A 10,772-nucleotide genomic window follows, 5' to 3' on the forward strand; every position below is an offset into this window, starting at 1 on the left:
GTTGCGTCAGAGCGGAAGCAGGTCGGGCCGCTTGGCCTCGACGTGGTCCCCCGAGGACTCCCCGCGCAGCCGTCGACCGACCCAGGGCAGCAGGTACTCGCGGGCCCACTGGAGGTTCTCGCGCCGCTGGTCGGCGGCGGACGGCTCCGGGGTGGCCGGCCAGGGCGCCTCCGGGTCCTGCTCGGTGCGCAGCCCCAGGGAGCGGGCGGCCAGCAGGGCGACCCGCTGGTGGCCTTCGGGGGAGAGGTGCAGCCGGTCCTCGCTCCAGGCCCGGCGGTCCTGGACGGCGCGCAGCGACCACAGGTCGGCCACCTTGCAGCCGTTGCGGTCGGCGACCGCCCGCATGTGCCCGTTGTACGTGGCGATCTTGCCGCGCAGGTGCTTGAACAGCGGTACGTCCCGGGTGTCGAAGCCGGTGCAGATCAGCACCGTCCCGGCGGAGGCGGTGAGTTGGACGATGGCCGCCTCGAAGCGCTCGGCGACCTCGTCCGGGTCGCTGCCGGGCCGCAGGATGTCGTTGCCGCCGGCGCAGAAGGTGGCCAGGTCGGGCTGGAGCCGGCGGACCTGCGGCACCTGCTCGGCCGTGATCTGGTCCAGCAGCCGGCCGCGCACCGCCAGGTTGGCGTAGCGGAACCCGCCCGGCGGCCGTCCGTCGGCGAGCAACCCGGCCAGGCGGTCGGCCCAGCCGGCGAAGGCGCCGTCGGCACCGGGGTCGTTCAGGCCCTCGGTGAAGCTGTCGCCGAGGGCGGCATACGAACTGAGGTCAAGGGTCTCCTGGAGGTTCGGCATGAAGGAGATAGTTCACCCATTCAAGTGACCTACGCCACCGTAGGTGACCCCGCCGGCACGTGAGATGGGCCACGTGCCCCACCCGGAATACAACCGGAGTGCAGAGCGGCGGCCCCCGGAAACCGCAAGATCCCGCCCCCCTTCCGCTTTTGGGCCCGCCCGGACGATGCTCGAAGAGCGCGGCCGGCCCGGCCGCCGTCCTTCCAGGGGGAAGACATCCATGGCTCTGAATCCGACCTCCGGTCTGTCCGGGCAGTGGTCCGTCGACGACCGCTGCACCAACTGCGACGTGGCCCGGCAGCTCGCGCCAGGACTGATCCGTGAGCGCGCCGGCCGCTCCGAGCTGGTCCGCCAGCCGCACGACGAGGCCGAGCACCGCCAGCTGCTCGCCGCCGCCCACGCCTGCCCGACCCGCTCCATCCGGCCGGGCACCGGCCCGCTCGACCCGGCCACCGACCCCTTCCCGCTGGCCCTCGACGACGGCCTGCTGCTGCTCGGCCACAACTCCCGCCGCAACGCCGGGGCCAACTCCTACCTCTGCCGCCGCCCCGCGGGCTGGCTGATGGTCGACACGCCCCGCTACGCCGAGCCGCTCGCGGCCCGGTACGAGGCCCTCGGCCCGGTCACCGACATCCTGTTGACGCACCGCGACCACGCGGCGCACGGCCGGGCGTACGCCGACCGGCTCGGCGCCCGGCTCTGGATCCACGAGGGCGACCTGGACGCCGCGCCCGACGCCGACCGGGTGCTGCGCGGCGTCGAACCGGTGGAGGTCGCCCCCGGCGTCACCGCCCACCCCTTCCCGGGCCACACCCGCGGCAGCGTGCTGTACCTGGTCGACGAGCGGTACTGCTTCACCGGCGACACCCTGTACTGGTCCCGCACCACCGGTGACCTGGAGGTGTACGACACCGTGACCTGGTACTCGATCGAGGAGCTCTCGGCCTCGCTGGACCGCAGCCTGGACGCGCTGCGCTTCGAGTGGCTGCTGCCCGGCCACGGCCAGCGGCACCGGATGCCCGCCGAGGAGGCGGCGGCCCGGCTGCGGGCGCTCGCCGGCCGCTGCCGGGGCCTGCGGCCCGCACCGGTGGACTTCGGCGCGGTCCGCTGGTGACACCTCGGCGCGGCCCGTCCTCGTGACGTTCGGCGCGGCGCGTCCCCGTGACGCTCGGTGCGGTCCGTCCCGTGGCGATCGGCCGCGCGTGCGCCGGAGCCCGCGCCGGGTGCGCCGGAGCCCGCGCCGGGTGCGCGGGGGCCTGTGCCCGCCGGGGGCGCCCGCGCGGGTGTGCGAACAGCCTTGCCGGGGCAGCGGCCTGGGGAACGGAATCCCCGAACTCCCCTGCACCCGAGGACGGTTGAGGAATGCCCACGCAGACCCCGGAGCGCACTGCCAGGCCGCGGCGCTACCTGATGTGCCGGCCGACGTACTTCACCGTCGACTACGCGATCAACCCCTGGATGGACCCGGCGCAGCCCACCGACACCGCGCTCGCCGTCCGCCAGTGGGAGCGGCTGTACTGGCTGTACCGCCGCCTCGGCCACACCGTCGAGCTGATCGACCCGGTGCCCGGCCTGCCCGACATGGTCTACGCCGCCAACGGCGCGACCGTGCTGGACGGCCGGGCGCTGGTCGCGACCTTCCGCTACCCGGAGCGGGCCGCCGAGTCCGAGGCCTACCAGGCCTGGTTCCGCTCGCACGGCTACCGCGAGGTGCACCGCGCCGGGCACGTCAACGAGGGCGAGGGCGACCACCTGGTGGCCGGCGACCGGGTGCTCGCCGGGACGGGCTTTCGCACCTCCCGGGCCGCGCACGCCGAGGCGGGCGGGTTCTTCGGCGTCCCGGTGGTCGGCCTGACCCTGGTCGACCCGCGCTTCTACCACCTGGACACGGCGCTCGCCGTGCTCGCCGACGACCACGTCATGTACTACCCGGAGGCCTTCGACGCCGACAGCCGGGCCGTGCTGCGCACCCTGTACCCGGACGCGATCCTCGCCGACCGGGCCGACGCCGAGGTGTTCGGCCTCAACGCGGTCTCGGACGGGCGCCGGGTGCTGCTGCCCGAGGCGGCGAAACACCTGGCCGGGCGGCTCGTCGAGCACGGCTACCAGCCGGTCCCGGTGGACGTCTCGGAGCTGCTGAAGGGCGGCGGCGGAGCCAAGTGCTGCACGCTGGAGCTGCGGCCCGCCTGAATTCGGAACCTGCCGTCCGCACTGCCGTCCGCACCGCCGTCCGCTCTGCCCTTCGCGCTGCCCTCGCGGACCTTCCCGGCCGCCCCGCCGTCCGGTAGAGGTTGGCCAGGGCATCCGGGGCGGTGCCGTGCCGACAGGAGGGCCACATGCGCGATCAGGCTTCCGCATCCGAGGACGAGGCGGCGCGGCGGCGCAGGGCCGCGCCCGAGCGCCGGAGCACGGACCTCCCGGCCGAGGGCGCCCGGGAGGCCGCGGCCGTCGGCCCGCTGTCCCCTTCGACGGCGCTGCCCCTGCAACGCACCCTCGGCAACGCCGCGGTGGCCCGGCTGGTCGAGCAGCAGCGACACGGCCACGACGCCTCCGGCGGCGCGGGGGTGTCGGTCCAGCGGGCCCCCACGCCCGGAGCCGGGCCGGCGACGCAGATCGCGCTCACCCATCTGACGGCCGACGACCTGGAAGGCGAGTGCGGCTACTTCGAGCGCAGGCGGCAGTTGAGCGTCGCCGCGCCCCAGCAGGGCGTCATCATCCAGGAGATCAACCGCGTCTTCGCCGTGGAGGAATGGGACGGCACGGACTGGAACGCGATGTCGGGCAGCCGGATCGACTCGTACATCACCGCGAAGGGGTCGAGCGCCCACGCCACGGTCGCCCGCTACTGGGAGCTGTGGACGGTCGACGCGGCGGGCAACGTCTCGGACGGCGCCGAGGACACCTTCTCGCTGTGCTCGGTCATCCCCGGCCGCAAGCGCAAGGACACCACGCGGGGGACGTACACGATCACGGGCCGGGCGGTGTTCTACCCCACGGCCGTCGCGCCCGCGGACCTTGGCTTCACACCTGGCGGCGCCCCGCCGGCGGGCGGCCTGTTCAGCACGCTGGCCGACCCGTCGGCGGCCATCGCGGGGCAGGGACTGGCCGCTTCCGGGCGGCCGGTCGACTGCCGGGTGCAGGTGGCCTGGGACAGCTCCCAGGGCGACCGGTACAGCGAGGTGACGATGAGCTGAGTCGCCGCGGCCCCGGTCGGCGCGGTCAGCTCTCGACCAGCAGCACCTCCAGGGTGCGCGGGCCGTGCACGCCCTCGACCCGGTCGAGCTCGATGTCGCTGGTCGCGGACGGCCCGGAGATCCAGGTCTGCGGGCGGGCCGGGTCGAGCCGGGGCAGTGCGAGCGGCACGGAGGCGACGACCTGCCCGGGTGCCCGGACGACGCACAGGTGGTGGTCCGGGACGAGGGTGAGCAGCCGCCGCCCCTGGCCCGGCCCGGCGTCCAGCACGATCGTCCCGGTCTCGGCGATCGCGAGCGCGCAGCCGGTGACGACGCTGTCCACGGCGTCGAGCCGGGCGGCGGTGAGCGTGCCGTCGTCGGGGACGGCCGTGACGGCGGTGGCGCTGAGCCAGGCGGGCGGCAGGCCGGGCGGCACGGCGACCGTGCGGCTGCCCCGTTCGGCCAGCAACCGGGCCAGCACGGCGGGCAGTTCGGCCTCGGTGCAGCGGTGCACCCGGGCGCGGTAGTCGGCCAGGTTGTGGTGCAGCAGGTCGAGCAGGGCCGCCGGATCGTCCGGACTGTGCGTGCGCAGGTAGTCCCGGGCGACCGGCTCCTCCGCTGCCCGGTCCCGGTCGGGGTCCCGGTCTGGGGCGGGGTCGGCGAGCGCGGCGCGGATCCGGGCGAGGATCAACTCCCGTGAGGTCATGAGCGGTTCCTCCGCCACCAGTCGCGGAACGGTTCGGCGGGCAGCTCCGGGAGGTCCCGGGTGTCGGTCCAGGCCCGGCCCGGGCCGGGCAGTCGGCGGGGGTGCAGCGCGCGGGTGCGCCCGGCGAGTCGCTCGGCGGCCGCGAGCGCCGCCGGGTGGTCGAGCACGTACCCGGCGGCCGCGATCGCGGCCCGCTCCAGCGGGTGCCCGCCCTGCTCGGCGACCCGCTCGCGCAGGTGCACCAGCACCTCGGGGATGTCGATCGCCACCGGGCAGACCTGGTAGCAGGCCCCGCAGAGTGAGGAGGCGTACGGCAGTGAGGCGTCCAAGGGGCTGGTGGTGCCGCGTAGTTGGGGTGTCAGGATGGCGCCGATCGGGCCGGGGTAGACCGAGCCGTAGGCGTGGCCGCCGGCCCGCTCGTACACCGGGCAGACGTTGAGGCAGGCCGAGCAGCGGATGCAGCGCAGCGCCTGGCGGCCGACCTGGTCGGCGAGCGCGGCGGTGCGCCCGTTGTCGAGCAGCACGAGGTGGAAGGCGGACGGGCCGTCGCCTTCCGTGGTGCCGGTCCAGGGCGAGGTGTACGGGTTCATCCGCTCGGCGGTGGAGGAGCGGGGGAGCAGTTGCAGGAAGACCTCCAGGTCCTGCCAGGTCGGTACGACCTTCTCGATCCCGACCACGGAGATCAGCGTGCGCGGCAGGGTGAGGCACATCCGGCCGTTGCCCTCGGACTCGACAACCACCAGGGTGCCGGTCTCGGCGACCATGAAGTTGGCGCCGGAGACGGCGACCCGGGCGCGCAGGAACTTCTCCCGCAGGTGCAGCCGGGCCGCTTCGGCGAGTTCGGCGGGGGAGTCGGTCAGTCCCTCGGGTGCGGGGCGGCCCCAGGCGGCCATCCGTTCGGCGAAGATCTCCCGGATCTCGGCGCGGTTGCGGTGGATCGCGGGCACCAGGATGTGCGAGGGCCGGTCCTCGCCCAACTGCACGATGAGCTCGGCGAGATCGGTCTCGTACGCGGTGATCCCCTCGGCGGCGAGCGCCTCGTTGAGCCCGATCTCCTGGGTGGCCATCGACTTGACCTTGACGACCTCGGTCTCTCCCGTGGCGCGGACCAGGTCGGCGACGATCCGGTTGGCCTCCTCGGCGTCGGCCGCCCAGTGCACGATGCCGCCGGCCGTGGTGACGGCCTCCTCCAACTGGACGAGGTAGCGGTCGAGATGGCGCAGCGTGTGGTCCTTGATCGCCTTGCCGGCCGCGCGCAGTTCGGCCCAGTCGTCGAGTTCGGCGACGGCGCGGGCCCGTTTGTCCCGGATGGTGTGGGTGGCGTGCCGCAGGTTGGCGCGCAGCCGCTCGTCCCGGACGGCCGCCGCTGCGGCCTGCGGGAAGGTCGCCTGCGGGGAGGCCGCCTGCCGGAAGGCGGGCATGCCGAGGAAGGTGCCGGTCATGCGGGCCTCCACGGGTGTTCCTCGGTGCTGGCGAGGATCTCCGCCAGGTGCAGCGGGCGCAGGGCCGCGCCCCGGCGGCGCAGCGTGCCGCCGAGGTGCAGCAGACAGGAGTTGTCGGCGCCGCACAGGACTTGGGCGCCGGTGCCGAGCGCGTGGGCGATCTTGTCCTCGGCCATGGCCGCCGAGACGGCCGCGTTCTTGACCGCGAAGGTGCCGCCGAAGCCGCAGCACTCCTCGGCGCCGGGCAGTTCGACCAGTTCCAGTCCCCGGACGGCGCGCAGCAGCCGCAGCGGCCGTTCGCCGAGACCGAGCACCCGCAGGCCGTGGCAGGAGGGGTGGTAGGTGACGGTGTGCGGGAAGTGCGCGCCGACGTCCTCGACGCCGAGCACATCGGTGAGGAACTCGGTCAGCTCGTACACCCGGGGCGTCAACGCGGCGGCCATGGAGTCGAGTTCGCCGCCCCGGCCGTCGGCGGCGGCCCGGGATCCGATCCGCGGGTAGTTGTCCCGGACCATGGCCACGCACGATCCGGAGGGCGTCACCACGTGCTCGTACCCGGCGAAGGCCCGTGCGGTGCGCCGCAGCAGCGGCTCGCACGCCCGCCGGTAGCCGGTGTTGTACTGCGGCTGCCCGCAGCAGGTCTGCCCGGCGGGGAAGTCCACGGTCACGCCGAGGCGTTCGAGCAGCCGGACGGTGGCGACCGCCGTGGCGGGGAACAGCGCGTCGTTGACGCAGGTGGCGAACAGTGCGACCCGCATCGGCCCTCCCTTCGTCCGGCGACACCGGCCGGCCCGCTCGCGATCGTACCGAGCGGGCCGGCCGGGGCGGGGGACCTCGGGGACCTCGTGGGGTCCCAGGGGATCTCAGGCGAGCCAGAGGTCGGGGCCGAACACCTCGTAGTGGATGTCCGCCGCCGGGACGCCCGCCGCGAGGAGCTGCTCGCGGACGGCGCGCAGGAAGGGCAGCGGGCCGCACAGGTAGGCGGTGGTGCCGGCCGGGACGTCGACGGTGGAGAGGTCGACCAGGCCGGTGCGATCGGCGGGCCAGTCGCCGAGCGGCCGTTCGTAGAAGACGTGGGCGGTGGCGTTCGGCAGCTTGGCGGTGAGCTGGGCGAGGTCGGCGCGGAAGGCGTGGGTGAGCTGGTCGCGGTCGCCGTGCACCGAGACGACCTGCCGGGTGGAGCCGGTGGCGGCGAGGTGGTCGAGCATGGCGGTCATCGGGGTGTTGCCGATGCCGGCGGAGGCGAGCAGCACCGGCCCGTCGCCGTCGGCGAGGGAGATGTCGCCGAGCGGGGGCGCGAGGTGGACGAGGCCGCCGGTGCGCAGGTGGTCGTGCAGGTGGGCGGAGACCTCGCCGCCGGGCTCGCGCTTGACGGTGAAGCGCAGCGCGCCGTCGGCGGTGCCGGAGAGGCTGTACTGGCGGATCTGCCTGGCGCCGTCGGGCAGTTCGGTGCGCACCGAGACGTACTGGCCGGGCCGGGCGGCGGGGACGGGGCGGCCGTCGGCGGGGCGCACCAGGAAGGTGGTGACGGTGTCGGTCTCCTGGTGGCGGGCGACGACGGTGTAGGGGCGCCAGAGGTCGGCCTGGTCGCCGCCGGCGGCGACCTCGGCGCGCAGCCGATCCTCGACGGCGACGAGGGCGTTGGCCATCAGCCAGTACACCTCGTCCCAGGCGGCGGCGACCTCGGGCGTGACGGCTTCGCCGAGCACCTCGACGATGGCGGCGAAGAGGTGCTCGTGGACGATCCGGTACTGGCCGCTGTCGATTCCGACGGAGACGTGCTTGTGGGCGATCCGGGCGAGCATCGCGTCCGGCCGCTGGTCGGGGTGGGCGACCAGCGCGCCGGCGAAGGCGGCTATCGACCCGGCGAGCGCCTGGCGCTGGGTGCCGTTGGCCTGGTTGCCGCGGTTGAACAGGTCGCGCAGCAGCTCCGGGTGGGCGGCGAACATGCGGTCGTAGAAGAGCGGGGTGATGTCCCCGATGGCGCCGCCCACGACGGGCAGGGTGGCCTCGATGACCTCGGCGGACTTGGCGGACAGCATCAGTCCGGCTCCTAACTGGTATATGAGATTCGTATTAAAGGCCGTGCGTGAGCCCGGCCCCGGGGGGTGGGGGATCAGCCGGTGGGTCTGGCGGTGAGGCCGAGCAGCACCGGGCCGGTGGGCGCGGCCACCAGGTCGTCGATGCTGAGCGGGTCGAGTGCGGCGAAGAACGCCTCCTGGGCGGTCCGCAGCGCACCGCGCAGACGGCACGCGGCCCGCAGCGGGCACGGTGGGTCGTCCTCGCAGCCGACCACGTCGCCGACCCCCTCCAGCTCGCGCAGGAGCAGCCCGAGTGAGCCGGTCCGCCCGGCGAAGGTGAGCAGCAGTCCGCCGCCGCGCCCGCGCCGGGCCTCCACCACGCCGAGGTGCTGCAGGCGGCTGACCACCTTCGCCGCGTGGGTGTACGGCACGCCGACCGCCTCGGCCACCTCGCGGGTGGTCGGGTTGGCGTCCTCGCCCAGGACGGCCAGCCGCATGGCGATCCGCAGGGCGATGTCGGTGCTCTTGGTCAGCCTCACGTTCGAAACGCTATCGAATGCGACTCCACAACTCCAATTTCCTGCACGCCCCCGTCCCGACCGGCCCCCGACCGGCGCCCGACCGACCCATGACCCGTCCACGACCGGCCCGCGCCCCGCTCCCGGCCGGTCCCTGGTTGCGGCGGGGCGCGGCCGGCGGGGTGACTGCTGTCCGAATCTCGGTCGAATCTGAACAGTTGGCGACATTACCGATCAGCCCCTGACGGATGGTCATACCGGCTTCTACGCTTCGTGCGGCTCCGGATCCGCAGGGGGCTGGAGCGACCGGCGTTGCATCCCTTGACCGACCATGCTGGAGAGACTCGTGAGAACACGTCGCGCACCCGGGCGCACCTGGACGGCCGTGACCGCGATAGCCGCGGCCACGGCCGCACTGCTGTCGCAGCCCGCCACCGCCGAGGCCGCCACACCGCCGCCGACCGTCAAGGCGCACGTGCCGGTGGCGCCCTACCCGGCGGGCGTGGCGCTCACGCCGGACGGCGGCCACGCCTACGTGACGAGCCAGAGCAGCGGCGCCGTGAGCGTGCTGGACACCGCGAGCAACACGGTGGCCGCCACCTTCACCGCCGGCACCGGCTCCTACGCGGTCGCCCTGTCCCCCGACGGGCACCGGGCGTACCTGACCCACCACCTCGACGGCACCGTCAGCGTCGTGGACACCACGAGCAACACCGTGACGGCCACCGTCCCGGTCGGCGCCCAGCCGTGGGGCCTCGCGCTCTCCGCGGACGGCTCGCGCGCCTACGTCGGCAACGCCGGGGCCGACACCGTGAGCGTGCTGGACACCACCACCAACGCGGTCACCGCCACCGTCCCGGTCGGCGCCGAGCCGCACGGGCTGGCCGTCTCGGCGGACGGCAAGCGGCTCTACGTCGCCGCCTCCGGCGCGAAGGCGGTGAACGTGATCGACACCGCGAGCAGCACGGTGAGCGCCACCGTTCCCGTCGGCCACAGCGTCTTCGGCCTCGCGCTCAGCCCGGACGGCACCCGGCTGTGGGCCGCCGACGCCGACGACGCCACGGCCAGCGTCCTCGACACCACCGGCAACACGCTCGTCGGCACCGTCGCCGTCGGCGCCGGCCCGTACGCCGTCTCGCTCGCCCCGGACGGCAGCGCCGCGTACGTCTCCAACTACGCCGACAACACGGTCAGCGTCGTGGACACCGCCAGCCGGACGGTCACCGCGACCGTCCCGGTCGGCGCGAGCCCGTACAGCCTGGCGATCACCGGCGACGGCCGGCGCGGCTACCTCACCGACTTCACCGGCGGCGCCGTCGACGTGCTCGACTTCCCGCTGCCCGTCCCGGCCGTCACCGGGATCAGCCCGTCCGGCGGCTCGGGGGTCGGCGGCACGACGGTGACTGTCACCGGCACCGACCTGAACGGCGCCACCGCCGTGACCTTCGGCGCGGCGGGCGCCGCCACCGCCTTCAACTGCACCAGGACCAGTTGCACCGCCACCGCCCCCGCCACCGCGGTGACCGGGCCGGTGGACGTCCGGGTCACCACGCCCGGCGGCACCAGCGCCGCCGTCGCCGCCGACCGCTTCAGCTACACGGCCCCCAGTGCCCACCTCGGCGTCGCCCTGACCGCCACGCCGGTGTCCAACCTGCTCAGCGGCCGGGTCGACTACACCGTCACGCTGACCGGCCAGGGCCCCGACACGCTGACCTCGGGCACCGTCTCCGCCGACCTCCCGGCCGGCCTCGCGGCGACCTCCGGCGACTGCACCATCGCGGGCACCAAGCTCACCTGCAAGCTCACCGGGCCGCTCGCCAAGGGGGCGAGCACCACCCGGCACTTCTCGATCTCGGTCGGCCTGCTCAGCCTGATCCGCAGCTTCGACGTCACGGTGGCCCGTACCGCCGGCGTGCCCGCCGACCCGACCCCGGCCACCAGCCGGGACACCCGCAGCTGCACCGCCGTCCTCGGACTGCTGATCACCTGCCACTGACCCTCCCCGAGCACCGAAGGCCCCGCCTGCGTCTTAGGTTCAAGGGGTCGTCGCAACACCGCTTGGTTTCAGACGGTGAGTAGATCACGTAGACGCTCGGCTGGGGTATCCCAGCCGAGCGTCTTGC

10 protein-coding genes are annotated in these 10,772 nt (G+C 74.3%); 4 read left to right on the forward strand and 6 right to left on the reverse strand.

Going from position 1 to position 10,772, the window contains the following annotated elements:
- Positions 1-6: 6 nt before the first annotated feature.
- Complete coding sequence (locus tag ACIO9K_RS28575) at positions 7-789, reverse strand: SGNH/GDSL hydrolase family protein (protein ID WP_363586458.1); 783 nt, start codon at positions 787-789, stop codon at positions 7-9.
- Between the two features lie 220 nt (positions 790-1,009).
- Here ACIO9K_RS28575 and ACIO9K_RS28580 point away from each other — a divergent pair, with 220 nt between their 5' ends.
- The 3 genes from ACIO9K_RS28580 to ACIO9K_RS28590 all read left to right on the forward strand — a co-directional run bounded on the left by ACIO9K_RS28580 (position 1,010) and on the right by ACIO9K_RS28590 (position 3,983).
- Positions 1,010-1,903, forward strand: coding sequence for an MBL fold metallo-hydrolase (locus tag ACIO9K_RS28580; protein WP_363617342.1), 894 nt, complete (start codon positions 1,010-1,012; stop codon positions 1,901-1,903).
- 248 nt (positions 1,904-2,151) lie between these two features.
- A complete protein-coding gene (gene ddaH, locus ACIO9K_RS28585) occupies positions 2,152-2,979 on the forward strand; it encodes a dimethylargininase (protein ID WP_363617340.1) in 828 nt (275 codons plus the stop codon).
- A gap of 146 nt (positions 2,980-3,125) precedes the next feature.
- Positions 3,126-3,983 carry a hypothetical protein gene (locus tag ACIO9K_RS28590; protein ID WP_400334324.1) on the forward strand — a complete coding sequence of 286 codons (858 nt, stop codon included), beginning with the start codon at positions 3,126-3,128 and terminating at the stop codon, positions 3,981-3,983.
- Between the two features lie 25 nt (positions 3,984-4,008).
- Here the strand turns inward: ACIO9K_RS28590 and ACIO9K_RS28595 are convergent, their stop codons facing one another.
- The 5 genes from ACIO9K_RS28595 to ACIO9K_RS28615 form a co-directional block, all read right to left on the reverse strand.
- Complete coding sequence (locus ACIO9K_RS28595; RefSeq protein WP_400334326.1) at positions 4,009-4,668, reverse strand: lactate utilization protein C; 660 nt, start codon at positions 4,666-4,668, stop codon at positions 4,009-4,011.
- The gene (locus tag ACIO9K_RS28600; RefSeq protein ID WP_400334328.1) at positions 4,665-6,110 is read right to left on the reverse strand and encodes a lactate utilization protein B; all 1,446 of its coding nucleotides are present in this window, start codon (positions 6,108-6,110) and stop codon (positions 4,665-4,667) included. Before ACIO9K_RS28600 ends, ACIO9K_RS28595 begins: the two co-directional genes overlap by 4 nt.
- Complete coding sequence (locus ACIO9K_RS28605; RefSeq protein WP_400334330.1) at positions 6,107-6,868, reverse strand: (Fe-S)-binding protein; 762 nt, start codon at positions 6,866-6,868, stop codon at positions 6,107-6,109. The genes ACIO9K_RS28600 and ACIO9K_RS28605 overlap by 4 nt, the downstream gene beginning before the upstream one ends.
- A gap of 105 nt (positions 6,869-6,973) precedes the next feature.
- The gene (locus ACIO9K_RS28610) at positions 6,974-8,152 is read right to left on the reverse strand and encodes a globin domain-containing protein (protein WP_400334332.1); all 1,179 of its coding nucleotides are present in this window, start codon (positions 8,150-8,152) and stop codon (positions 6,974-6,976) included.
- A 74-nt stretch (positions 8,153-8,226) separates the two neighbouring features.
- Positions 8,227-8,670, reverse strand: a complete 444-nt coding sequence (locus tag ACIO9K_RS28615; RefSeq protein WP_400334334.1) for an RrF2 family transcriptional regulator — start codon at positions 8,668-8,670, stop codon at positions 8,227-8,229.
- A gap of 325 nt (positions 8,671-8,995) precedes the next feature.
- On the opposite strand from ACIO9K_RS28615, the gene ACIO9K_RS28620 reads away from it, so the two are divergent.
- Positions 8,996-10,645: a beta-propeller fold lactonase family protein gene (locus ACIO9K_RS28620; protein ID WP_400334335.1), complete on the forward strand. Its 1,650-nt coding sequence runs from the start codon at positions 8,996-8,998 to the stop codon at positions 10,643-10,645.
- The last annotated feature ends 127 nt before the right edge of the window (positions 10,646-10,772 follow it).

The organism is Kitasatospora sp. NPDC087271, from assembly GCF_044744605.1.
Classification (GTDB): Bacteria; Actinomycetota; Actinomycetes; order Streptomycetales; family Streptomycetaceae; genus Kitasatospora.

Coding starts and splice junctions, on each gene's coding strand:
- ACIO9K_RS28610 (WP_400334332.1), bottom strand. CDS start 8,152: ATGCTGTCCGCCAAGTCCGCCGAGGTCATCGAGGCCACCCTGCCCGTC.
- ddaH (WP_363617340.1), top strand. CDS start 2,152: ATGCCCACGCAGACCCCGGAGCGCACTGCCAGGCCGCGGCGCTACCTG.
- ACIO9K_RS28580 (WP_363617342.1), top strand. CDS start 1,010: ATGGCTCTGAATCCGACCTCCGGTCTGTCCGGGCAGTGGTCCGTCGAC.
- ACIO9K_RS28605 (WP_400334330.1), bottom strand. CDS start 6,868: ATGCGGGTCGCACTGTTCGCCACCTGCGTCAACGACGCGCTGTTCCCC.
- ACIO9K_RS28600 (WP_400334328.1), bottom strand. CDS start 6,110: ATGACCGGCACCTTCCTCGGCATGCCCGCCTTCCGGCAGGCGGCCTCC.
- ACIO9K_RS28575 (WP_363586458.1), bottom strand. CDS start 789: ATGCCGAACCTCCAGGAGACCCTTGACCTCAGTTCGTATGCCGCCCTC.
- ACIO9K_RS28590 (WP_400334324.1), top strand. CDS start 3,126: ATGCGCGATCAGGCTTCCGCATCCGAGGACGAGGCGGCGCGGCGGCGC.
- ACIO9K_RS28595 (WP_400334326.1), bottom strand. CDS start 4,668: ATGACCTCACGGGAGTTGATCCTCGCCCGGATCCGCGCCGCGCTCGCC.